A 23375-nucleotide genomic window follows, 5' to 3' on the forward strand; every position below is an offset into this window, starting at 1 on the left:
CAGCACATAAATTTCACCACTTTCGTTATATCGTAACGAATTGCGATGTGATCAATGATAAGCAATGGGGTGGTATGCAAGTCGATCTCGAAGTCGATGGAACACCGGTAGCAGGGCTGCCGCGCTTTCAGCAGGCGGTCTTTCAAGGGCGGCGATTGCGCCAGTTCGCCATCGGCCTGAGCGCTTTGGCGGCGGTCGGATTGGTGTTGGCGTTTTTCGTCGGGCTGTTTGCACCGTTGTCGCTGTGGGCCGCATTGCTGGTCAGTCAGAGCGCTGGCTTGCTGGTGCTGGTCGCCGGCCTGCAATCGGCCTGGTGGGTGACGCAGTGGCGGGCGCGGGCCATAAACCCACCACTGCCGGTCGTGGTGGCGGTTGACGATACTGTTGCTCCTGTAGGCTGGTATGAGCGGATGCTGGACCGGCTCGGTCAGCGTTCAGTGCACCTGCTGGGACAGGTCGGCGCGCCGACACTCTGGCTCGGCGGCTGGGCCTTGTTGACGTTGTACAGCCTCAGTCAATTCTGGAACCTCACATTGCCTCCCGGTCCGCTGGGTGTATCGGCGAGCATTGGCGCCGCGCTGTCTTTGTTGCTGGCGTTCGGTTTGCTGGTGTTGGAGCGCCAACTGGCTCAGGAAAACGTTACTGAGTGGCCGGAAGCAGCGCCCTTGGCGCAGCTAAGCCGGGTCGCGATCATTTGCCTGGTGCTTAGCGCTTTGTGTCTGTTGTTCGCCAGCGAGGCATCGGTATGGCCGGTACGTCTGGCCGTTTTGATCGGCTTGCTGCCGGGACTGGTCGCGGTCGAGTTGCTGCTGCGCGCAGTGTTGTCGTTGTTCAGTCCTCGCCGTGAATCACTTGAGCCGGGATTGCTGGCGCGCAGTTTTGTCGCCGACCTGTTGCGTTGGCCGCCGCAACCCTTGCTGGCGTTGCAACACGAACTGCACAACCGTTTTGGCATCGACCTGCGGCAGATTTGGGCCTTCACCTACATGCGTCGGGCGTTTCTTCCGGTATTGGCAGTGGTGGCAATGGTGGGCTGGTCGCTGACCGGTATTCGCGAAATTCCCCTGCAAGGACGAGGCATCTACGAGCGCTTCGGCAAACCGGTAGACGTGTTCGGCCCCGGTTTGCACGCCGGTTTGCCGTGGCCGTTGGGCCGAGTGCTGAGCGTTGAAAATGGTGTGGTTCATGAACTGGCGACCAGCGTTGGCGATGTCTCGGGACCGGTGATGGCTGATCCTGCGGAAGGTCCGGCGCCATCAACAGCCAATCGCTTGTGGGACGCCAGCCACGTGAACGATAAATCCCAAGTCATTGCCAGCAGCCGTGGCGACAAACAGAACTTCCAGATCGTCAATATGGACGTGCGCTTCGTTTATCGCATCGGCCTGACCGATCAAGCCGCGTTGGCCGCGACCTACAACAGCACCGATGTGCCGACACTGATTCGCAGCACCGCCAGCCGCATTCTGGTTCATGACTTCGCCTCGCGCACCCTCGACGGTCTACTCGGCGAAGACCGGGTAGGGCTGGCCGAGGAGATTGGCCGGGCGGTACAGGCGGACCTGCAAAAACTCGACAGCGGTGTGGAAATTCTGGCCACCGTGGTCGAGGCGATTCATCCGCCAGCCGGCGCCGCCAACGCTTATCACGGTGTTCAGGCGGCGCAGATTGGCGCCCAGGCATTGATCTCCCGCGAGCGCGGTGCGGCAGCAGAGGCGACCAATCAGGCGCAACTGCAAGCCAGTATCGCGCGCGATCAAGCGACCGCGAGTGCGCATGAAATCAATGCCACCGCTCAGGCGGCGGATTTGAAATTCACTGCCGAGCAGAAGGCGTATGCCAGTGCGGGCCAGGCTTTCGTGCTGGAACAGTATTTCAGCCAGCTGACTCAGGGCCTGGCCAATGCCAGGTTGCTGGTGCTCGATCATCGTCTGGGCGGCAGCGGCAATGCGCCGACCATCGACCTACGTACTTTCACGCTGCCGGCTGATCCTGCGTCGCCGCGTTCCAGCGCTCAACCAGGAGCTACCCATTGAGCCCGTCGCACACTCACGATCACGATGACCACGCCGGCCACGATCACGGCCATGGCGGGCATCACCACGGCCACCATCATCACCATCACGGTGATCCCGAGGAAGCGGGGCCGTTCCCATGGCGGCGCATGGGCTGGGCGGCGTTGCTGGTGGCGTTCGCCATCGCCGCCGCGAGCCTCGTCCAAGTTCGGTCAGGTGAGGCGACGGTGATCACACGCTTCGGCAATCCTTCGCGGGTGTTGCTGGAGCCAGGACTTGGCTGGCGCTGGCCTGCACCTTTTGAAGCCGCCATTCCTGTCGATTTGCGGCTGCGCACGACGTCCAGCGGTTTGCAGGATGTCGGCACGCGCGACGGCTTGCGCATCATTGTTCAGGCGTATGTGGCGTGGCAGGTACAGGGCGATCCCGATAACGTGCAGCGTTTTATGCGCGCCGTGCAAAATCAGCCGGACGAAGCGGCGCGGCAGATTCGTACCTTTGTGGGTTCCGCCCTGGAAACCACCGCGAGCAGTTTCGATCTGGCGAACCTGGTGAACACCGATGCCGACCAGGTTCACATCGCTGATTTCGAGGCGCAGCTGCGTCAGCAGATCGATCAACAATTGCTCACCACTTATGGCGTGCGGGTGCTGCAAGTGGGTATCGAACGCTTGACCTTGCCGTCGGTGACGCTCACCGCCACCGTTGACCGTATGCGCGCCGAGCGTGAAACAATTGCCACCGAACGCACCGCCATCGGTAAACGTGAAGCTGCGCAAATCCGCTCCGCCGCTGAGCGTGACGCACGAATCGTACAAGCGGATGCAACGGTGAAAGCGGCTGACATCGAAGCCCAATCCCGCGTCGAAGCGGCGCAGATTTACGGGCGCGCCTACGCCGGCTCACCTCAGCTTTACAACTTGCTGCGCTCGCTCGACACGTTGGGCACGATTGTTACGCCGGGGACCAAACTGATTTTGCGCACCGATGCCGCGCCTTTTCGGGTGTTGGTTGATGGGCCGCCGACCCTCGATAGCAAACCCGGGTCGCAGCCATGAAATTAGTTCCACGTGGAACACATGAGTTAAGTAGCCCATGGATTCAGGCTGGACGATTGGCTTTTCTCGCGCTTTATGCGGTGACTGTTCTGGCTGCGTTGGCGTGGGCGTTTTCCAATGTACGGCAAATCGATCCGCAAAATCGTGCAGTGGTTCTGCATTTCGGCGCGCTGGATCGCATCCAGAACGCCGGCCTTCTGTTGGCTTGGCCGCGACCTTTTGAGCAAGTGATTCTGTTGCCGGCAGCAGATCGGGTGATCGAACGGCGGGTGGAAAATCTGCTTCGCAGCGATGCAGCGTTGCAGGGAGATCGAGTGGCGTCGTTCGCGACCCCCTTGAGCGATGCGCTCGCAGGCTCTGGTTATTTGCTGACTGGAGACGCCGGCGTGGTGCAACTCGATGTACGGGTTTTCTACAAGGTCACTGAACCTTACGCCTTTGTGCTTCAAGGTGAGCATGTGCTGCCGGCACTCGATCGACTGGTCACTCGCAGCGCTGTTGCACTGACGGCTGCCCGGGACCTGGACACGATCCTGGTGGCTCGTCCGGAGCTGATCGGCACGGATACTCAATCGGCCGAACGCCGCGAACGTCTGCGGGGTGATTTGGTGCAGGGTATCAATCAACGCCTGGCCGAGCTGAAAGCGACAGGGCAGGGCATCGGCGTCGAAGTTGTGCGCGTCGACGTGCAGTCGAGCCTGCCAGGCCCTGCGGTAAACGCCTTCAACGCCGTGCTGACCGCCAGCCAACAGGCCGACAAAGCCGTTGCCAATGCGCGTACCGAAGCCGAGAAGTTGACTCAGACCGCCAATGAGCAAGGTGATCGAACGCTGCAAGTCGCCCATGCCCAAGCGAGCGAACGACTGGCAAAAGCCTCTGCCGATACCGCCACTGTGTTGAGCCTGGCCAAGGCGCAACAACAGGGCACCGACCCGCAAATGTTGCTGCGCATTTACCGTGAGCGCATGCCGAAAATTCTCGGCCAGGCCGGCTCGGTGACAACGGTCAATCCGAAAGACGATTCGCGCCTGATCATTCAGGGAGCCGCACAATGACTGCCCAAACCACGGCGCCGAGCCTGTTGTCCTCGGCTGAACAACGCAGCGCTGCACGTCAATTGACCCTGGCCATGCTTGCCTTGGGCTTGCTCAGTCTCGGGCTGATCTGGCGTTGGTTGTCGCCGCAGCAGACCGGTGTCAGCCAGTTGTTGTTGGGCTTCGCTTCGCTACTGGTGGCCGTGCCGGTCATGCGCTCGGCTTGGTACAGCTTGCGTTATCCAAGCTTGCATGGAATCACCGATCAATTGATTGCCCTGGCCATGTTGGGTGCCTGGGCCACGGGAGATCTGCTGACCGCGGCCTTACTGCCAATCATCATGATCTTTGGCCACGTGTTGGAGGAACGCAGCGTCATCGGTTCACAGGAAGCGATTCGCGCCCTCGGCAAACTGACCCGCAGCCATGCCCGCAAGATTCAGGCGGACGGTGCGATCCTCGAAGTCGACAACGGCACACTCAAGGCTGGCGACATCGTGGAGGTGCGTGCGGGTGATCGAGTGCCGGCCGACGGTCGAGTGTTGTCGGGGCAGGCGAGCCTCGACACGGCATCGATTACCGGTGAGTCCGTACCGATAGAGGCGGGTGTCGGGATGCAGGTCTTCGGCGGAGCGATCAATCTCGACGGTCTGTTGCGGATCGAAGTGACGCGCACCGGCAACGAATCGACCTTGGGCAAAGTGATCGCGCTGATGCAAAGCGCCGAGCGGTCCAAGCCGCCGATCACGCGCCTGCTCGAACGCTATGCCGGCAGCTACATGGTGTTGGTGTTGTTGTTGGCGGCAGTGACCTGGTTTGTCACCAACGATGCCCAAGCGATGCTCGCGGTGTTGGTGGCGGCGTGTCCTTGTGCATTGGTGTTGTCGGCACCGGCGACGGCGATTGCTGGTGTCGCGGTCGCGGCACGCCACGGGATACTGATCCGCAGTTCGGCGTTTCTTGAGGAGTTGGCGGACCTGACGTCGCTGGTGGTCGACAAGACCGGCACGCTGACGTTTGGCACGTTGCGGTTGCAGTCCATCGACAGCCCGCTGGAGGACCGCAGCCATATCATGAAGCTCGCCGCTAGCCTTGGTTCGGCCAGCAGTCACCCAGTCAGTCGTGCGCTTGCCGGGTTGGTCACGCAGGAACATTTCCTGCTGCTGTCGGACATTCACGAACGCCAGGGTCTGGGCGTAGTGGCGATGACCGAGCAGGGCGAAGCGGCACTCGGTCGCCCGGAGTTGTTTGCACAATTGGGCATCGTCACGTCGGCGGTTCCCGAACACGATGGCCCGATTGCCGGCTTGGCGCTCGACGGTGAATTCCTTGCCTGGTTGTTGCTCGCCGACAGCGTCAAGCCTGAGGCGCGATTCGCCTTGAGCGAGTTGCGAGAGTTGGGCTTGGGTCGTCAGTTGCTGCTTACCGGTGATCGGCAAAGTGTCGCGCACACGCTGGCTCGCGATGTCGGCATCAGCGATGTCGAGGCGCAGGCCTTGCCTGAGGACAAACTCAATCGAGTGCTGACGGAAATCGAAAATGGTTTCCGGCCAATGGTGGTGGGGGATGGCATCAACGACTCGCTGGCACTCAAGGCCGGTGTCGTGGGTGTGGCCATGGGCGCTGGTGGTGCGGACATCGCGCTGGCCTCTGCCGATATCGTGCTGATCGGCAGCGACTTGCGTCGGCTCGGCACCTGTGTGCGGTTGAGTCGCCAGTGTCGGCAGACGTTGCAGGTCAACGTGATCATCGGTCTGGGCTGGACCCTGGCGATTGTTGCCTTCGCGGCGTTCGGCTGGCTCGGTGCCGCCGGAGCCATGATCGCGGCATTGCTGCATAACCTCAGCACGTTGCTGGTGCTCGGTAATGCCGGACGATTGCTGCGTTTTCAAGAGCCACTGCTGAAGTTGGAGGAGGCGCCTTAGGCGCCCCGAAAACTTTTTTCGTTCCTCTGTAACGCCGTTGGGGGCAGGGCGCTCTAGAGCTGTGTCGGGACTGAACAAACCGTCCAGCCGACCACCCTGACGATTACCGAGGATATAAATATGAACTTCAAAAACGCCACTGCCGGTGCCGCTCTCGCTTTCGCCGCCGCGACTTTGTTCGCCGGTGTTGCCACGCAGGCCCAGGCAGCTGACGCTGTTCAGGTGCACTGCTACGGCGTGACGTCGTGTGCAGGCATGAACGATTGCAAGACTGCGGAGAATGCCTGTAAAGGTCAGGGCGTTTGCAAAGGTCACGGCTTCAAGGCAATGACTCAGACCGAATGCATGAAAGCAGGTGGCAAGGTCGGCGAATAACCGACCACCGCGTGCCGCCGCAGTGGCTTCGCCGCTGCGGCCACTTTGCGAGGAGCCCGCAAAATGTCTGCATCCCTTCCTTGCCTGGGCTACGGCCTGGGTTTACGCAGTGCCTACTATCAACAGATTCTCGAGCAGTCACCCTCCGTGGACTGGTTCGAGGTCGTCTCCGAAAACTTCATGGTTCAGGGCGGAAAAGCCTTGTACTACCTCGATGCAATTGCCGAGCGTTATCCGGTAGTGATGCATGGGGTGTCGTTGTCCATTGGCGGGCCCCATGCCCTTGATCCCGCGTATTTGAATCAACTCAAGCTTCTGGCTAAACGGGTAAAGCCTGCGTGGATTTCCGATCACCTGTGCTGGAGTCGCGGCAACGCTCATCAGTTGCATGACCTGCTGCCGCTGCCCTACACCGAGGAAAGCCTTTACTACGTGGCTGAGCGGGTGCGGCAGGTTCAGGATGTTTTGCAACGGCCGTTGGTGCTGGAGAACGTTTCCAGCTATGTGCGCAGCGCCGACGATGACTTCAGCGAATGGCAATTCCTTGAAGCCCTCAGCCATCTGAGCGACTGCGAGCTTCTGCTGGACGTGAACAATGTGTACGTGAGCTCGCGAAATCACGGCTTCGATCCGTGGACTTTCATTCAAGGGCTGCCGGCAAACAAGGTTCGGCAACTGCACCTGGCGGGCCACAGCGATTACGGCGATTACGTGATCGACACCCATGATCATCCGGTGAGCGATCCGGTCTGGGCGCTTTATGAGCGTACGCTTGAGCACCTCGGCCCGGTGGCCACATTGTTGGAACGCGATGACCATCTACCGCCCTTTGAAGACCTGCTCTGCGAATTGCAAAAGGCTCGAGAGCTGGGTGATAGCGCGCTGGCCCGGAGACTGAAATGCGCCTGATCGATTGGCAACTGGCCTTTGAAAGCTATCTGTTGGGAGAGCAGCAGTCCGCAGCCTGTTCGGCATTGAGTTCCCGCCTGATTGGCGGTCCGACACTGGACGTGAACACTGGCCTGGCGATTTATCACAACGCCTATCAGGCTCGGCTTTTGGAAGTGTTGCGTGGAGACTTTCCGGTGATCTGGCATTGGTTGGGGGACGTTGAATTCGAACAGCTCGCTGCTACGTACATTCGCCAATCACCCTCAGTGCATTTCAGTTTGAGATGGCTAGGCGAAGGTTTTGAGCATTTCATTCGCCAGCATCTGATGCCAGAGCAAAGCGCGGCACTCGCCGAGTTGGCAGCGCTTGAATGGGCATTCACCCTGGCGTTCGATGCACCTGAATGCAAACCGTTGACGCTGCAAGACATGGCCCTTTTGCCGCCGCAGGATTGGCCGACGCTGCAGGTTAGTCTGAGCACTACCGTGCAATGGCGTGAATGTGCTTACAACAGTGTCGCGTTATGGCGTTCGGTAAAAGACGAAACCGGTTTTCCCGGCAGCGCAGCGTTGAAAACCCCTAATGTAGTGGTGATCTGGCGCAACGAGCTGGTTTGTCATTACCGAAGCCTCGAATTTGATGAGGCGAGAGCTCTAAAAGGTATGTTTCAGGACTGCTGGAATTTTGCTGAACTGTGTTCCGATTTAGCAGTCAGCTATGGTGAGGGCGCGCCACTTCAAGCTGTTACATGGCTGAAACAGTGGATTCATGACGGTTGGTTGAAGCGCCGCGAATCATAGAAAATGGCTATTTATTCGATAGGCAGCTATTTTTCTAAGATGGTCTACCCTCACATCAGACGTCTGAAACAAGGGGGATTATCCATGCTCGCGCAACTTCCACCGGCCTTACAGAATCTGCAGCTACCGTTACGCCTGCGACTCTGGGACGGCCATGAATTCAATCTGGGGCCGACGCCCAGCGTCACAATTGTGGTCAAGGACCCACAAATGGTTACCCAGTTCACTCATCCAAGCCTGGACGCGCTCGGAGCGGCGTTTGTCGAAGGCAAACTCGAGCTCGAAGGCTCAATCAGCGACGTGATTCGCGTCTGTGATGAATGGAGCCAAGCGTTACTCAGCGAGGACGGGGACAGCCAGCCTGTGCGCACTGTTCACGACAAGGAAACTGACGCCAAGGCCATTTCCTACCACTACGACCTCTCCAATGCGTTTTATCAGTTGTGGCTCGACAGCGACATGGCGTATTCCTGCGCGTACTTCGAGACTGGCAGTGAAAACCTGGAGCAAGCCCAGCAAGCGAAATTCCGTCATCTGTGCCGCAAGCTACGGCTGCAGCCAGGCGACTACCTGCTGGATGTCGGTTGCGGTTGGGGTGGCCTGGCACGCTATGCGGCCCGTGAGTTCGGCGCGAAAGTGTTTGGGATAACCCTCAGTAAAGAGCAACTGGCTCTCGCCCGTGAAAGGGTGACCGCTGAAGGCCTGGACGATCTGGTGGAACTGCAGCTGCTCGATTACCGTGATCTGCCTCAGGATGGTCGCTTCGACAAGGTGGTCAGCGTCGGCATGTTCGAACACGTCGGTCACGCGAACCTGGCTGAGTATTGCAAAACGTTGTTCGGTGCGGTGAAAGAAGGCGGGCTGGTGATGAACCACGGGATCACCGCCAAGCACACTGATGGGCGCCCGGTAGGACGCGGTGCCGGAGATTTCATCGAGAAGTACGTGTTCCCCAACGGCGAGCTGCCGCACCTGTCGATGATCTCCGCAGAGATCAGCGAAGCGGGGCTGGAAATCGTCGACGTCGAGAGTCTGCGTCTGCATTACGCGCGCACTCTGGACCACTGGAGCGAACGCCTGGAAGACAACCTGGAAGCAGCTTCCAAACTGGTCCCTGAACAGGCATTGCGGATCTGGCGCTTGTACCTGGCGGGATGCGCCTATGCGTTCGCCAGGGGTTGGATCAATCTGCACCAGATTCTCGCGGTGAAAGCTCATCCAGATGGCAGTCATGAACTGCCGTGGACTCGCGACGACATCTACCTTTAGAGAATCGGCGAAATAAGCCGGGCGACCCGCATGCCAACGTGTTGCAGGCGATGGGTCTCCCGGCTTTCTTCTTTGGCGATTTCATGAGCCTGGGCAAAGTCGTCGTTAAGCATCTGTTCCACCTCGGCGGCAAACACGCTGTCGACGGTCAGCAGCATCACTTCGAAATTCAGGCGGAACGATCGGTTGTCCAGATTGGCACTGCCAATGGCGCTGATTTCGCTGTCGATCAACACCACCTTCTGATGCAAAAATCCCGGCTGATAGCGAAAAACCCGTACCCCTGCACGCACGGCTTCGAAGGCATACAGGCTAGAGGCCGCATAGACGATGCGATGATCCGGCCGTGACGGCAGTAACAGCCGCACATCCACACCTCGCAAAACTGCCAGTCTCAAAGCGGCAAACACGGCTTCGTCGGGGATGAAATACGGGCTGGTGATCCATATCCGCTCTGTCGCCGCATGGATGGCTTCGACGAAGAACAACGAACAGGTTTCGTAGGAATCGGCCGGGCCACTTGCCAGTAATTGGCAGAGCACGCCGTCGTCCGGGTAGGCGTCCGGCAGGATCAGCGGTGGCAATGAACGCGCCGCCCAGAACCAGTCTTCAGCGAACGACTCCTGCATACAAGCTACCACCGGCCCGCGCACGCGCACGTGGGTATCGCGCCAGGGCGCCAGCGGTGGTTTCTCGCCCATGTATTCGTCGCCGACGTTATGCCCGCCAACGAACCCCAGTACACCGTCCACCACGACGATCTTGCGGTGGTTGCGGAAGTTGACCTGAAAGCGGTTGAGCCAGCCACTGCGGGTGGCAAAGGCTTTGACCTCGACGCCTGCATCGCGCAACGGTTGCACGTAACTGTGGGGCAAGGAATGGCTGCCAATGCGGTCGTACAACAGATAAACCGCCACGCCTTCAGCCGCTTTCTTGATCAGCAGATTTTGCAGGCGTTGGCCGAGGCGGTCGTCGTGAATGATGAAAAACTGAATCAGCACCGCTTCCTTTGCGTTGTCGATGGCTGCGAAAATCCCGTCAAAAGTGGCTTGGCCATTGATCAGCAATTGCACTTCGTTGTTTGCCAGGCACGGCATGCGCCCTAATTTCGGCATCGCTCTCAAGGATGCGTAAGCACTTGAGGCACGGGCGGTCAGCGCTTCTTCCACCCACGGACGCCAGTTGAGTTCGGAGATGGCTTTGCGCATTTCCTCGTTGGCCTGCCGCCGGGCCTTGATGTAACCATCGAAGGTGCTGCGGCCGAAGACCAGATACGGAACCAGCGTCAGGTAAGGAATGAATATCAACGACAGGGCCCAGGCGATAGATCCCTGGGCGGTCCGGACGGTGAGCACGGCGTGAATGGCAGCGATCAGGCCCAGCGTGTGAAGCAGTGCAATCATGTAGCCGAAAATGTGCGGTCCAAAGTAATCCATGGGGCAGCCTTGCTCCTGAATATTCAATGCTTAACAGACCATGTTCCGTGCAGAATGTCGCTATTTAATTGGCGCATGAACCGAAGCCAATGGCTGACGTCTAACGGCCACTACTGATCAGGAGTTACTCGATGAACGTTCGTCTGCTGGGTTTGGCCTTGGCTTTTGGTTTAGCACTCCCCGTGGCCGCTCAGGCACAGATGCTGCAGCCAGGTTTGTGGGAGCTGACCACGAGCAACATGAAGGTCGATGACCAGAACCTGCCTGACTTGCAGCTGATCCTCGGCCAATTGCAGGGCCAGATGACCCCGCAACAGCGCGCGCAGCTGGAGAAGCAGGGCATCACCATGGGCGGCAAGGGGATTCGGGCTTGCCTGACGCCAGAGCAGGTGAAGTCAGACAATATTCCGTTGACTGATCCGCAATCGGGTTGCAAGCAGGAAATAACTGACCGTACCGGCAATCAGTGGAAATTCCGTTTCAGTTGTCCGAAAGCGCAGGGTGCCGGTGTAGCGACTTTCCTCAGTGACCGTGAGTTCACCACCAAGGTCAACGGCACATTCAACGCTACCGGCATACAGCAGAAGGGCAGTCTCGATACCCGTGCTGTCTGGTTGGGGCAGGATTGCGGGACCGTTAAGCCTAGAGCTTAAAAGAGCATCGCGAGCAGGCTCGCTCCCACAGAGATGGTATGTATCTGAAGGGGGCGAGCTGGTTCAAGTGCCCGCAATGCCTGTCGACCTCAGCCAGTCACACACCACCTCAACGGCCATCCTGCCGAAATCCTCCCCCGTTCGGCTGCGCACACTGACAAACCCGCCTGTTTTTTCTTTTTCCCCGATCACCACCAGATACGGCACCTGCTGACTGTGCTCGCGTATCTTGTGGCGAACCTTTTCGTTGCGTAAGTCCGCACGAGCGCGCACACCGCTTCGACGCAAGGTCTCGGTCACCGATTGCGCATAATCGGCCTGACGATCATCCATGTTGACGATAATGACGTGTGGCGGCGCCAACCAGTCTTCGAGTTCTTGTTGGCAGGACCAGCAAGTGCCATAGATCCGCTGCGGTGCAGTTCCGCTGATGTGGTCGAGGGCGAATGCCTGCAACACTCGGGTTGCTGGCACATGCGGGCCCACTGACACGCACTCGAAGTCCCCAATAAGGTACGCGGAGGTCTCAGTGAGCATGGACCGGGATGATGGATTGCGGCACCGGATTGAATGATTGGTTGCTGCCAGGATCTTCATGCGCGCTTCGATACACGCCAGGTCGAACAGGTCTAAGGGACGCTTAAACGTAAACTCATAAAAAAAACCGTCACCCAGTGCCGCTCCGGTCTGCAATTGCGCCTTTGGATAGAGTTGTCTGATGGACATCGCCAGCATCAGCGCGCAGGAGCGCCTCAATATCTCCAGCCCATCAGGCTCTTGAGGCGTGACAATGCTCACGCGGGCGTCAGCCTCGATCATGAACCTGCAGTCCACCAACACCCCGTCGACCCGACCGGCCACAGCTGCTTTAGCCAAGCCCGCACCGATGCTCGCGGCGAATTCATACACCGACAAGGGTTGGTCGTATTCACGCAATGAACCGTCGCTCAGGGTGATGTGGATCATGTCGGTGCACTCGAGGACAAAAGAAACGTGTGTTAGCGCATGAACCGTAGGGGGTAAACCCTGACAGCTGTCATTTAGACGTTTGTCGTGCCAGGCAATTCGCCCCGATACGATCGTGGTGCTGACGCTGTTACGGAAAAACTGTCCGGCGAAGGGTGTCCAGTTGCATTGAGACATGACCGGTTGTCTGCAAACGGAAAAAGCTGCGCGGCTCGGGTTTGATCAGGACAAGGTCGGCCCGGTAGCTTTCTCGAAGATAACCCCGGTCGCAAATGGCGAACAGATCTGCCACGCGGTGACTGGTCTTGGCCACGAGGGTGGTTATCGGATTTCATCTTCCACCAGTTCCAAGAGCGCGGGCAAGGCAAATCCCCTTCAGATTCACGACCTTCATTCACCAGTCTGGCATTTCGAATCAACACGCTGCTCATGATCAGAACTCGTTCTGCAGGGCTTTGTAGCCGCGCACCAGGTCGACGTTGGTGCGGGCCACGTCCTCGGAAAACTCCGAGGCGCTGACGCTCACCGGGGGAGCTGCGACAGGTGCAAATAATTGCGGTTTTATCCACGTACGCCGACTCGGCGATCAGCGGTAAATCACCCGATGGATTCTTGCGAATCATGGCTTGCTCAACGCGTCGTACAGGGTATTGAGGTTGTATTGGAACAGGCCGGCGAAGGTGCTGGCCGGACCGGTCGCCGCCAAGGCATCGGAGTACAACGTGCCACCGATGTGCGCACCGCTTTCGTCGGCTATTTGTTTGAGCAGGCGCGCGTCCTTGATGTTCTCCATGAACACGGCTTTGACCTTGGCCTGGCGAATTTGAGTGATCAGCGCAGCGACTTCGGTGGCCGAAGGTTCACGTTCGGTGGACAGACCTTGCGGCGCCATGAAGTCGATGCCGTAAGCCTGACCGAGGTAGCCGAAGGCGTCATGGGAGGTGACGATCTTGCGGTTGCCCGGTGGCAGTGAACCGAGCTTGGCCTTGGCTTGGGCAAGCAGCGCGTAGATCTGTTTCAAGTAAGCCTGGCTGTTGCGCTCGTAGTCAGCTTTGTTCGCCGGGTCAGCCGCGATCAGCGCTTTGGAAATGTTGCTGATGTACAGCTCGGTATTGGCCAGGTTGTGCCAGGCATGAGGGTCCGGCACTGTCTCTCCGTCCTCGTCCAGGGAACGCGGGATGACGCCGTGGCTGGCGCTGATCACGGGCGCCTTGGTCTCGGTGCTGGTCACCAGTCGGTCCAACCAGGGCTCGAAACCCAAACCGTTCTTGATGATCAGCTTGGCGTTGAGCAATGCCTTGGCGTCGTCCGGAGTCGGTTCGTACGTGTGGGCATCGGCGTCGGGACCGACCATATTGGTGATCTGAATATGGTCGCCGCCGACCTGATGCGTCATGTCGGCGAGGATGCTGAAGCTAGTAACCACCTGTAGTTTTTCCGCCGCCGACAATGACATCGACAGCATCAGACTGAACAGCACGAGTAGAGCGCGCATCGGGAAACACCTCATTGGGATGTGAACAAAGGTGGGCGGCGCAGCAAACCGTGTACCGGTCCGAACACCACGCAGAGCACATACAAACTGCCCGCCACCAAGACAATGGCCGGACCGCTGGGCAGTGAGTAGTAGAACGACAGCAGTAATCCGAGCCACACCGAGAGGCAGCCGAGCAGGGCAGAAATCCCCATCAACACCGGCAATCGGCGGCTGCAGAAACGCGATGCGGCGGCGGGCAACATCATCAAACCGACGACCATCAGTGCGCCGATGGCCTGGAATCCGATCACCAGGTTAAGCACCACCAAGGTCAGAAATACGCCGTGTGCCAATGGGCCGAGGCGGCTGACGGTTTGTAGGAAGAGTGGGTCGAGGGTGTCCAGTAACAGGGGTTTGTAGATGCAGGCCATGGCGATCAGGCTGAAGCCCGAGACCCATAGCATTCCTGTCAATGTCGGTCCGTCGACTGCCAGTGCCGAGCCAAATAGCAGGTGGAGAAGGTCCAGGCGCTTGCCAGCGATACCGAGGATCAACACGCCGCCCGCGAGGGATATCGGGTAGATGGCGGCGAGGCTTGCGTCTTCGCGCAAACCGGTCCGGCGGGTAATCCAGGCTGCGATGCCGGCCATGCTCAGACCTGCCCCAAGACCGCCGAGGGTCAGTGCCGGCAGACTCAATCCGGCGAACCAGAAGCCGAGTGCTGCGCCAGGCAGGATGCCGTGAGCGACAGCATCGCCGATCAGGCTCATGCGGCGCAGGATCAGGAATACCCCCAGCGGTGCCGTGCTGCAGGCTAAAACCAATCCGCCGAGCAGCGCCCGGCGCATGAACACGAATTCGTGGAACGGTTGCCAGAGTTGAGCGACAGCGAGCATCAGGCCACCTGCGTGTGCGGTTGCTGGCGAATCAGCTCAGTGCTCGGGCCAAGGACGCAGCCGCTGCTTTTGATCAATAACGTTTGGGGCATGTGCTGGCGAACGGCGGCCAGGTCATGACACACAACCACCAAGGTTCGGCCTTCGGCGTGCCAGGCGTGAAGGTGTTTCCAGAGCAGCGACTGACCCAGTTCATCAAGCGCGGCATGGGGCTCATCGAGTAATAGAACTGGCGCTTCGGCGAGGCTCAGACGGGCGAGCAGGGCGCGCTGCAATTCGCCGCCGGAGAGTGCCATCAGCGGGCGTTGCTCCAATCCTGTGAGGCACCAATCCTCCAGTACGGCTTTAAGGCGATCGCGGCGTATCTCTGGCGATTGCTTGCTGCCCCAAAAACCGGCGGCAACCAACGCTTGGAGGCTGATCGGAAATTGCCGGTCCAGATGTTGTTGCTGAGGCAGGAAGGAGAGCGAACCCTTGCGTGGAAAATCAAGGATGACCTTTCCGGTCAGCGGTTTTTGCAGCCCCGCGATGACTTTCAACAAACTGCTTTTACCCGAACCGTTGGCGCCGATCACGGCGGTCAGGCTGCCCTTCGGCAATTCAAAATCCACGGCGGGCGTCAGTGGCTGACCAGGTGCGCCCCAACGCAGCGCTTGGCAATGGATCATGCTGCCTCCCAGTTCCATCGGCTTTCGGCGACGGCATCGTGAGCATGCAGGCTTTCGGCGTGAACGACGCGCAGGTGGAAAGCATTGAGGCCTGGAGAGCGTTTCATGGCCAAATTCAAACGCCGAACGGCGTCTTCGCAGAACATCAGATTCTGCCCATTCGCCAAAGCAAAGGCCTGCTCATCGGCGCGTTTAACTGCGGTTTGCACGGCGGTCCCGAGCGCTGCCTCTGCGTCGTTGATGAACGCGATTAGTGGAAAGTCATCCAGATAATCATCCAGACGCAAGCACAAATGAGCGGTGCTCCGCTGGCTATGAGGCGTTGCAACGATGCCCTTTGTGGAACCAAGCCAAGCCAACACCTCAGCGTGCTGCAGGGATCTATTGGCAAAGTCATCGACGAATTGCTGCTGAATCAACTGCCGCGAAAGGGCTGCGGAGCACGGGCAAGTCGAGGAATATGGAACATCGATTTTTAGTTCCACGTGGAACATCGCGTTTTTCAAACGCGCTTCAATGCTCACGGGATAGGTTTTCCAGCCAGCCAATGGGCTGATCAGCGCCGGTCTTTTGAGCAGCAAGTCGGTGTGAATTTTTAGGTACGCGCTGCGCGACAGTCCTTCATGGCTGTCGAGAAAACGTTGCAAGACTCGCCGTAATAGAGCGGGAGTCATGGTTTCGTGCTCGAGCATTTCCAGCGCCAAATATAGCCGCGACATATGAATGCCACGCGCCTCGCCATCGTCAAGACTCACGCCAGCGTCAGCCTTTGCACTCAGCCTTTGGCTATCGAACAAAACAGGAAGAGCAATGCCGCACATACCCACCCAATCGAGCGGCAGGGCTTGGCGTGAGGCCTGCGTGGCGATATCCGGCAGAGTCAGCGCGTTCATGAGCAGGTCCATCGTGGAAGTTGAATTTGCATGTTATGTTATTACATTAAATTCGACTACGCCTTTTTCATGAACGAGTCTTCAGCATGCACAGACGTCACTTGCTCAACTGGATTCTGGCCAGTGCGGCCTTCGCCTTACCGTTTGGCGTTTCGGCCACGCAGATTCGCAATGCGCGACTCTGGCGCTCGGATGACAAGCTGCGATTGGTGTTTGATCTGAGTGGGCCGGTGCACTACAAAACGTTTTCCCTGAGTGCGCCTGAGCGGCTGATCATCGACTTGAGCGGGGCCAGTCTCAGCGGCGACTTCAGTCAGTTGGCAGTCGACAACACGGTGATTCGCTCGATCCGCTCCGGGCATTTTGGCCAAGGAGATACGCGGATCGTGCTCGACCTTGGCGGTCCGGTGCAGCTCGACAGTTTTCTTCTGCCGCCACAGGATGGGCAGGGTCACCGGTTGGTGCTCGATCTGAAGACGGTTGCGCCATTACAAATCGCCTCGGCGCCACGGCAGAGCCTCGACAAGGCTCACCCAAAACGCGACATCATCGTGGTGGTCGATCCTGGCCACGGTGGCAAAGACCCTGGCGCGGTCGGCGCAAAAGGCGAGCGCGAGAAAGACGTGGTGCTGTCCATCGCACAGCTCTTGGCCAAAAGGCTTAAGCGCGAGAAGGGTTTCGACGTGAAGTTGGTGCGCAACGACGACTTCTTCGTTCCGTTGCGCAAACGTGTAGAGATTGCCCGTCGGCACAACGCCGATATGTTTATCTCGGTACACGCGGACGCGGCGCCGCGTCTAACTGCTTCAGGCGCTTCGGTGTATTGCTTGTCTGAAGGCGGTGCCACCTCGGCCACTGCACGTTTCATGGCGCAGCGAGAGAACGGCGCAGACCTGCTGGGCGCCACCCGTTTGCTCAATCTCAAGGACAAGGACCCGATGCTTGCCGGGGTGATTCTCGACATGTCGATGAACGCCACCATCGCTGCGAGTTTGCAACTGGGCAGCACCGTCCTTGGCAGTTTGGCGGGCATCACCACGCTGCATCAGAAACGCGTGGAACAGGCGGGATTCGCCGTATTGAAGTCGCCGGATGTGCCGTCGATCCTGGTGGAAACCGGCTTCATTTCAAACGCTCGCGACAGCCAGCGACTGGTTACCGCGCGTCATCAGCAGGCGGTAGCGGACGGCCTGTTCGAAGGCTTGCAGCGCTACTTCCAGAAGAATCCACCGACCGACAGCTATATCGCCTGGCAACAATCGCAGAAAAAACTACAGGCCTAACAACCGGCAATCCGGCTACAGGTGAATTTGGCGCTGCTGCCGCCGGAACTGGAGAAGCGATTGATCGTGGTCCAGCCAACCCGGCGGTTGTAGCCGACCCAGGCTTCGCCGTCGGAAGCGATACCGGTGAAAAATGTCAGTTGCCCGTAGCGGCTGTTGGTCTGCGCCCAATAACGTTTACCGGTTTTTTCGAAGCCTCGCAGGTAGATCGTGCTGCCAACCGTGTTGACGCTATAGGCGTTGCCATCGGCATCTGCACAGACGAGCAAGTTGGCGCTTCGGGTGCATTTGGCCAGGCTCGGGATTTGCGCCCAGGCATTCATAGTCAGCAGCGACGCAGCGCTCAGCAGCGCCAGTTTCAGGGCGATACGCATAGGATTTCCCTCGGGCCAAACGGGCTTCAGCATCGGTCCCTTTATCGTCATGAGCAAGAGGGGAGTGGCTAAATTGTGTTGTTATACTATAACATCAAATTAAGCCCGCCACCGCGACCGGGCATCCCTCGTGAGGAATCCCTGATGCCCAATCGTCTCCCCGTCACCGTCCTGTCGGGCTTTCTCGGTGCTGGTAAAAGCACGCTGCTCAATTACGTACTGCGTAACCGCGAACACTTGCGCGTTGCCGTGATCGTCAACGATATGAGCGAGATCAATATCGATGGCAGCGAAGTCCAGCGCGATGTCAGCCTGAACCGCGCCGAGGAAAAACTCGTCGAGATGAGCAACGGCTGTATTTGCTGCACCTTGCGCGAGGACTTGCTCGAAGAAGTCAGCAAACTCGCCCGGGACGGCCGCTTTGATTACCTGTTGATCGAATCTACCGGCATTTCCGAACCGCTGCCCGTGGCGGAAACCTTCACATTTCGGGACGAGGAGGGGCAAAGCCTCGCTGACATCGCGCGCCTGGACACTATGGTCACCGTGGTAGACGGCATGAACTTCCTACTCGACTATCAGGCCGCTGAAAGCCTCGCTTCCCGTGGTGAAACGTTGGGCGAAGAAGATGACCGGTCGATCACAGACTTGCTGATCGAGCAGATTGAATTCGCCGATGTGATCCTCATCAGCAAGATCGATTTGATCAGCAGCAGCGAGCGTCTGGAGTTGATCGCAATCCTTGAGCGTCTCAATGCCCAGGCCGAAATCATTCCGATGGTCATGGGCGAGATTCCTCTCGAAAAAATCCTCAACACCGGCCGCTTCGATTTTGACAAGGCCGCTCTCGCACCCGGCTGGTTGCAAGAGTTGCGGGGCGAACATGTGCCGGAAACCGAGGAATATGGTATCGCCTCGACGGCCTATCGCGCGCGTCGACCGTTTCATCCGCAGCGTTTTTTCAGCTTCATCGACCGTCCGTGGGTGAATGGCAAATTGCTGCGTTCCAAAGGTTTCTTCTGGCTGGCCAGCAAGCACATGGACGCTGGTAGTTGGTCCCAGGCCGGCGGTTTGATGCGCCATGGTTTCGCCGGGCGCTGGTGGCGTTTCGTGCCGAAAAACCAGTGGCCGCAGGACGAAGAAAGCACCGCCGCGATCATGCAAAACTGGACCGCCGCCACCGGCGACTGCCGTCAGGAATTGGTTTTCATCGGCCAGAACATCGACTTCGCGCAACTGACCGTCGAGCTCGATAACTGCCTGCTGACTGACGATGAAATGGCCTTGGGCGTCGAAGGCTGGCGTTTACTGGCCGATCCGTTCGGCCCGTGGCACGAAGAGGCGGCGGCCTGATGTTGGCGCCCAGTCCGAAGCGGCAAACGATCGTTCAACAGGTTCAGGGTGAGACGCCGCAAACACTGACCCGAATTCTTGAGGACGGCGTCAATCTCGCCGTCTGGAAACGCCAGCTCCCCGTGCACATTGGCGATTTTGTGCGCTTGCTGCTGTCCTTGAACGAGCCGCTGGCCGAGTCGCTGGTGCTGGACATGCCCGACGATGACACCGAGCCCAATCTGCATGGCCTGGCCTCAGGTTTCAGCGACCTGGAGGGGTATGAGGGTTTCGTCGCCGACGTGTCCTGGCTGGTCAGCGCGTTCTCTTGCCTGTTGGGCGCCAAGCGCATTGGCTTGCGTGTGCGGGTTCTGGATAAGGCCATGTGCCCGCGTTTCCACGTCGATCATGTGCCGGTGCGGTTGATCAGCACCTACGCTGGCGTTGGCAGTCAGTGGCTGAAAGAAGGGGTGATGGATCGACGATTTTTAGGCACGCCAGACGCTGAGCCCCTTCAAGATTCGCTGATCGAACACATCGGCAGCGGTGAAGTCGCGCTGCTCAAAGGGGAGAAGTGGCATGGCAACGAAGGGTTTGGTTTGATCCACCGCTCGCCGCAACTGCCACCAGGAGCACGGCGGTTGATGCTGACCCTGGACTGGTTGGCCTAACGCCTCAGGGCTTGAGCCAAGTGCCCTGGCTCTGGGCTTCGCAAAACGGCTTCAAATACGCTGTGTCGGTGGCCACGCCGTAATAGTGAATATCCTGCCGGTAAGGCATATTGGCGACTTGAGCGTTGCTGCACACGCCAAAAGCGCCGGTGGGGCATTGGTCAACGTACTGCACCTCGACTTTCTGACCTGGGAGGTTTGGCTGGCAGAAACCGTCCGCGAAGAGCTTTTCCGGGATGTTGCGGTTCTGCTGGCAGACTTTCACGTCGAGTCGTTCGGCTGTGCTATGTACTACGCAAGCCTGCGCCAGTGCCTCGCCGGAACAGAGAGCCAAGAGCAACGATAATCCCGTCAACCGCATCCATTACCTCCCAAGAAAATGTCGACCATGTTGCAGAACATTCCCACTCACGTCATTGCTGGCCCTTTGGGTGCCGGCAAGACCAGCCTGATCAAGCACCTGATGCTACAGCGGCCGATCGGTGAACGCTGGGCGGTGTTGATCAATGAGTTCGGCCAGATCGGCCTCGACGCTGCGCTGCTGACCCAGGATGCCGATGGTATCGCACTGGGCGAAGTGGCCGGCGGCTGTTTGTGTTGCGTGAACGGTGCGCCGTTTCAGATCGGACTCGGGCGGTTGTTGCGCAAGGCGCGGCCGGATCGGCTGTTCATCGAACCTTCAGGCCTGGGCCATCCGGCGCAGTTGCTTCGCCAGTTGAGTGAAGCTCCATGGGCGGGCGTGTTGGCGGTTCAGCCCAGTGTTCTGGTGCTGGATGCCCAAGCCCTTGCCGTTGGCAAACCGCTGCCGGAATCGCAACAGGCCGCGCTGAGTAGCGCTGGTTTGTTGTTGCTGAACAAGGCTGAAGGCCTGGACGGCAATGATCGTCAGCGAATCGCCGAGCAGTTGCCTGATCGCAACGTGTATTGGACGCAGCTGGCTCAATTGCCGTTGAACAAATTGCCGGGTTACAGGGTTCAGGCGGTGGCGGGTGTGGATAACTTCATCGTGCCCAAAGGATTGGCGCAGATGCCGGCGATCTGGACCGATCCAGCGCTGCCGATATGCTTGAGCCAGCAACAGGAAGGCATCTGGAGCATTGGTTGGCGCTGGCATCCGAGCCAGACGTTCGATGCCGGGCTCGTTGTGAAATGGCTTAACAGTCTTGCCTGGCGGCGGGCCAAGCTGATAATCCACCGCGTCGATGGCTGGGTGTCGGCCAATGCGTTGGATAACTCGCCATTGCAATGGCAACCCAGCGAATGGCGTCAGGATTCGCGCATCGAATTGATTTTCAGTGAGCCGCAGGACATTGATTCACTGCAAAACGCCCTGGCCGACTGTCGGTCGGTTTAAGGACGCCATTTGGTGTGTTCCTGGCGCCACTGGCTCATCTCGATCACTTCAGCGCGCGGCTTCACCACATCGACCACCGCTGGCGTGTCATCAAAGGGCATCGGGTAGGGCGCCAGTTCGATCTGTGCGCTGTGGGCGCCGAATTGGGTGATGGTGCCGTTGTGACGGGTTTCGCCGGTCACGGTGAACTCAAAGTTATACACGCGAGCCAGACGTCGACGGCCGTTGGCGTCTTTGATGAACGCGATTTTTTTCAAGGCGACGTTGCCGTCCAGCAGCTCGATACCGAGCTTGGCGCAATGCTGCTTGACCCGCTCCAACGCGCGCTCGCGCAGGCCGTGGTTGTGCCACAGCCAAGCGCCACCGGTGGCGAGCAGCATCAGCACGAAGATATTTCCGAGGGTCAGCATCAACGGGTTGCTCCAACAAGGTAGTGCCAGCTTAACTGTGTCGCCGGTCTGTCGTACAGGCTGCGTTTAGTCGCATACTGCGCAGCTCGAATTTCAATCGTTTGACGGAAAAATCACCGCATGAAACGTACGCCCCATCTGCTCGCCATTCAGTCCCACGTGGTGTTTGGTCACGCTGGCAACAGCGCTGCGGTCTTCCCGATGCAGCGGGTCGGGGTAAACGTCTGGCCGCTCAACACGGTGCAGTTCTCCAACCACACCCAGTATGGGCAATGGACCGGCGAAGTGCTGGCACCGCACCAGATTCCCGATTTGATCGAAGGCATCGCAGCGATTGGCGAGCTGGGCAATTGCGATGCAGTGCTGTCCGGTTACCTCGGCAGTGCCGCCCAGGGCCGGGCGATCCTGACCGGCGTAGCGCGGATCAAGTCAGTGAACCCCAAGGCGCTGTATATGTGCGACCCGGTCATGGGCCATCCGGAGAAGGGTTGCAGTGTGCCGGCCGAGGTCAGTGATTTCCTGCTGGAGGAAGCGGCGTCGGTGGCGGACTTCATGTGCCCGAATCAGCTGGAGCTGGATAGCTTCTCGGGGCGCAAGCCGCAGTCACTGTTCGATTGTCTGGCGATGGCGCGAGCGCTCCTGGCACGCGGACCGAAGGCTATCTTGGTCAAGCATCTGGACTATCCCGGTAAACCGGCGGATGGCTTTGAGATGTTGCTGGTGACGGCAGAAGGCAGCTGGCACCTTCGCCGCCCGCTGTTGGCGTTTCCGCGACAACCGGTGGGCGTTGGCGATCTGACGTCCGGTCTGTTTCTGGCCCGCGTGCTGTTAGGCGACAGTCTGTTGGCGGCCTTCGAGTTCACTGCGGCTGCGGTGCATGAAGTGCTGCTGGAAACCCAGGCGTGTTCCAGCTATGAGCTGGAGCTGGTGCGCGCGCAGGACCGGATTGCGCATCCACGGGTCAAGTTCGAAGCGACCGCGATCAGCCTCTGATTCGCGTCAAGCCATCCACGAGCAAGCCGGATCGGGGCGCCGATCCGAATTGCTCGCGAATGACTATCTAAATAACACAATCAAACTGCCTGAACGGCTCAGATGTCGCCCTTGATTTCCTGATAGCGCTTTTCCAGTTCCTGACGAATCTGGCGGCGCTGCTGGGCCTGGATGAAGCGTCGCTTGTCTTCGCTGTTCTGTGGCTGCAGCGGCGGCACTGAAGCCGGTTTACGGTCGTCATCCACCGCCACCATGGTGAAGAAACAGCTGTTGGTGTGGCGCACCGAGCGCTCGCGAATGTTCTCCGTCACCACCTTGATGCCCACTTCCATGGACGTGTTGCCGGTGTAGTTGACCGATGCCAGAAAGGTCACCAATTCGCCGACATGAATCGGCTCGCGGAAAATCACCTGGTCCACCGACAAGGTCACCACGTAGCGGCCGGCATAACGGCTGGCGCAGGCGTAGGCCACTTCGTCGAGGTATTTGAGCAGGGTGCCGCCGTGGACATTGCCAGAGAAGTTGGCCATGTCAGGGGTCATCAATACCGTCATCGACAGCTGGGCGTTTCCGGGTTCCATAGCGTTCTCACGGTTCAAGGC

General features: G+C 59.0%; 24 protein-coding genes and 3 pseudogenes. 14 read left to right on the plus strand and 13 right to left on the minus strand.

The window, feature by feature from the left end:
• Positions 1-74: 74 nt before the first annotated feature.
• From BLQ41_RS04970 to cfaB, 8 genes are all read left to right on the plus strand, one after another.
• Positions 75-2036: a protease modulator HflK gene (locus tag BLQ41_RS04970; protein ID WP_090188376.1), complete on the plus strand. Its 1962-nt coding sequence runs from the start codon at positions 75-77 to the stop codon at positions 2034-2036.
• Positions 2033-3073 carry a protease modulator HflC gene (gene hflC, locus BLQ41_RS04975; protein ID WP_090177693.1) on the plus strand — a complete coding sequence of 347 codons (1041 nt, stop codon included), beginning with the start codon at positions 2033-2035 and terminating at the stop codon, positions 3071-3073. The genes BLQ41_RS04970 and hflC overlap by 4 nt, the downstream gene beginning before the upstream one ends.
• Positions 3070-4128, plus strand: coding sequence for a protease modulator HflK (gene hflK, locus BLQ41_RS04980; protein ID WP_090177696.1), 1059 nt, complete (start codon positions 3070-3072; stop codon positions 4126-4128). Before hflC ends, hflK begins: the two co-directional genes overlap by 4 nt.
• Entirely contained in the window at positions 4125-6032 is a 1908-nt protein-coding gene (locus tag BLQ41_RS04985; RefSeq protein ID WP_090177699.1) for a cation-translocating P-type ATPase, read from the plus strand. Before hflK ends, BLQ41_RS04985 begins: the two co-directional genes overlap by 4 nt.
• 120 nt (positions 6033-6152) lie before the next feature.
• On the plus strand, positions 6153-6407 hold the full coding sequence (bufA2, locus tag BLQ41_RS04990) for a BufA2 family periplasmic bufferin-type metallophore (RefSeq protein ID WP_090177703.1): 255 nt from the start codon (positions 6153-6155) through the stop codon (positions 6405-6407).
• Between the two features lie 63 nt (positions 6408-6470).
• Positions 6471-7316 carry an MNIO family bufferin maturase gene (gene bufB, locus BLQ41_RS04995; RefSeq protein ID WP_090177706.1) on the plus strand — a complete coding sequence of 282 codons (846 nt, stop codon included), beginning with the start codon at positions 6471-6473 and terminating at the stop codon, positions 7314-7316.
• A complete protein-coding gene (locus BLQ41_RS05000) occupies positions 7307-8098 on the plus strand; it encodes an HvfC/BufC N-terminal domain-containing protein (RefSeq protein ID WP_090177709.1) in 792 nt (263 codons plus the stop codon). Before bufB ends, BLQ41_RS05000 begins: the two co-directional genes overlap by 10 nt.
• Positions 8099-8182: 84 nt before the next feature.
• Positions 8183-9367, plus strand: a complete 1185-nt coding sequence (cfaB, locus tag BLQ41_RS05005; protein ID WP_090177713.1) for a C17 cyclopropane fatty acid synthase CfaB — start codon at positions 8183-8185, stop codon at positions 9365-9367.
• Here cfaB and cls read toward each other — a convergent pair.
• Entirely contained in the window at positions 9364-10803 is a 1440-nt protein-coding gene (gene cls, locus BLQ41_RS05010; RefSeq protein ID WP_090177716.1) for a cardiolipin synthase, read from the minus strand. The two genes, cfaB and cls, sit on opposite strands and share 4 nt — an antisense overlap.
• A gap of 131 nt (positions 10804-10934) precedes the next feature.
• Here cls and BLQ41_RS05015 point away from each other — a divergent pair, with 131 nt between their 5' ends.
• A complete protein-coding gene (locus BLQ41_RS05015; protein ID WP_090177719.1) occupies positions 10935-11456 on the plus strand; it encodes a DUF3617 domain-containing protein in 522 nt (173 codons plus the stop codon).
• A 63-nt stretch (positions 11457-11519) separates the two neighbouring features.
• On the opposite strand, the gene BLQ41_RS05020 is transcribed toward BLQ41_RS05015, so the two are convergent.
• The 8 genes and pseudogenes from BLQ41_RS05020 to folE2 all read right to left on the minus strand — a co-directional run bounded on the left by BLQ41_RS05020 (position 11520) and on the right by folE2 (position 16356).
• Positions 11520-12422 carry a His/Gly/Thr/Pro-type tRNA ligase C-terminal domain-containing protein gene (locus BLQ41_RS05020; protein ID WP_090188379.1) on the minus strand — a complete coding sequence of 301 codons (903 nt, stop codon included), beginning with the start codon at positions 12420-12422 and terminating at the stop codon, positions 11520-11522.
• Between the two features lie 51 nt (positions 12423-12473).
• Positions 12474-12788, minus strand: a pseudogene (locus BLQ41_RS30820) (dihydroorotase); the annotation flags it as partial.
• Positions 12789-12855: 67 nt separating this feature from the next.
• Positions 12856-12954: pseudogene (locus BLQ41_RS31330) on the minus strand (carbonate dehydratase); the annotation flags it as partial.
• A gap of 13 nt (positions 12955-12967) precedes the next feature.
• A pseudogene (locus tag BLQ41_RS31335) lies at positions 12968-13045 on the minus strand (carbonate dehydratase); the annotation flags it as partial.
• A complete protein-coding gene (locus BLQ41_RS05035; protein ID WP_090177722.1) occupies positions 13042-13917 on the minus strand; it encodes a metal ABC transporter substrate-binding protein in 876 nt (291 codons plus the stop codon). The pseudogene BLQ41_RS31335 and the gene BLQ41_RS05035, both read right to left, overlap by 4 nt.
• Before the next feature lie 11 nt (positions 13918-13928).
• Positions 13929-14795: a metal ABC transporter permease gene (locus BLQ41_RS05040; protein WP_090177724.1), complete on the minus strand. Its 867-nt coding sequence runs from the start codon at positions 14793-14795 to the stop codon at positions 13929-13931.
• Positions 14795-15463, minus strand: coding sequence for a metal ABC transporter ATP-binding protein (locus tag BLQ41_RS05045; protein ID WP_090177727.1), 669 nt, complete (start codon positions 15461-15463; stop codon positions 14795-14797). Before BLQ41_RS05045 ends, BLQ41_RS05040 begins: the two co-directional genes overlap by 1 nt.
• A complete protein-coding gene (gene folE2 / locus BLQ41_RS05050; RefSeq protein ID WP_090177729.1) occupies positions 15460-16356 on the minus strand; it encodes a GTP cyclohydrolase FolE2 in 897 nt (298 codons plus the stop codon). Before folE2 ends, BLQ41_RS05045 begins: the two co-directional genes overlap by 4 nt.
• 86 nt (positions 16357-16442) lie before the next feature.
• Between folE2 and BLQ41_RS05055 the strand changes: the two genes are divergently transcribed.
• Entirely contained in the window at positions 16443-17639 is a 1197-nt protein-coding gene (locus BLQ41_RS05055) for an N-acetylmuramoyl-L-alanine amidase (protein ID WP_090177733.1), read from the plus strand.
• On the opposite strand, the gene BLQ41_RS05060 is transcribed toward BLQ41_RS05055, so the two are convergent.
• Positions 17636-18013, minus strand: coding sequence for a glutamine synthetase (locus BLQ41_RS05060; RefSeq protein ID WP_090177736.1), 378 nt, complete (start codon positions 18011-18013; stop codon positions 17636-17638). The two genes, BLQ41_RS05055 and BLQ41_RS05060, sit on opposite strands and share 4 nt — an antisense overlap.
• A gap of 144 nt (positions 18014-18157) precedes the next feature.
• Here BLQ41_RS05060 and zigA point away from each other — a divergent pair, with 144 nt between their 5' ends.
• Positions 18158-19366, plus strand: a complete 1209-nt coding sequence (zigA, locus tag BLQ41_RS05065; protein ID WP_090177739.1) for a zinc metallochaperone GTPase ZigA — start codon at positions 18158-18160, stop codon at positions 19364-19366.
• Positions 19366-20016: a DUF1826 domain-containing protein gene (locus tag BLQ41_RS05070; RefSeq protein ID WP_090177742.1), complete on the plus strand. Its 651-nt coding sequence runs from the start codon at positions 19366-19368 to the stop codon at positions 20014-20016. Before zigA ends, BLQ41_RS05070 begins: the two co-directional genes overlap by 1 nt.
• Before the next feature lie 4 nt (positions 20017-20020).
• On the opposite strand, the gene BLQ41_RS05075 is transcribed toward BLQ41_RS05070, so the two are convergent.
• Entirely contained in the window at positions 20021-20377 is a 357-nt protein-coding gene (locus tag BLQ41_RS05075) for an NADH:ubiquinone oxidoreductase (protein ID WP_090177744.1), read from the minus strand.
• 27 nt (positions 20378-20404) lie between these two features.
• On the opposite strand from BLQ41_RS05075, the gene BLQ41_RS05080 reads away from it, so the two are divergent.
• On the plus strand, positions 20405-21370 hold the full coding sequence (locus BLQ41_RS05080; protein WP_090177747.1) for a CobW family GTP-binding protein: 966 nt from the start codon (positions 20405-20407) through the stop codon (positions 21368-21370).
• Here the strand turns inward: BLQ41_RS05080 and BLQ41_RS05085 are convergent.
• Positions 21367-21780: a DUF3301 domain-containing protein gene (locus BLQ41_RS05085; protein WP_090177750.1), complete on the minus strand. Its 414-nt coding sequence runs from the start codon at positions 21778-21780 to the stop codon at positions 21367-21369. The two genes, BLQ41_RS05080 and BLQ41_RS05085, sit on opposite strands and share 4 nt — an antisense overlap.
• A gap of 120 nt (positions 21781-21900) precedes the next feature.
• Between BLQ41_RS05085 and pdxY the strand changes: the two genes are divergently transcribed.
• Positions 21901-22773: a pyridoxal kinase PdxY gene (gene pdxY / locus BLQ41_RS05090; RefSeq protein ID WP_090177753.1), complete on the plus strand. Its 873-nt coding sequence runs from the start codon at positions 21901-21903 to the stop codon at positions 22771-22773.
• 98 nt (positions 22774-22871) lie between these two features.
• Here pdxY and BLQ41_RS05095 read toward each other — a convergent pair whose 3' ends face one another.
• Entirely contained in the window at positions 22872-23354 is a 483-nt protein-coding gene (locus BLQ41_RS05095; RefSeq protein WP_090177756.1) for an acyl-CoA thioesterase, read from the minus strand.
• Positions 23355-23375 lie beyond the last annotated feature (21 nt).

This window comes from Pseudomonas arsenicoxydans (assembly GCF_900103875.1).
Lineage (GTDB): Bacteria > Pseudomonadota > Gammaproteobacteria > Pseudomonadales > Pseudomonadaceae > Aquipseudomonas > Aquipseudomonas arsenicoxydans.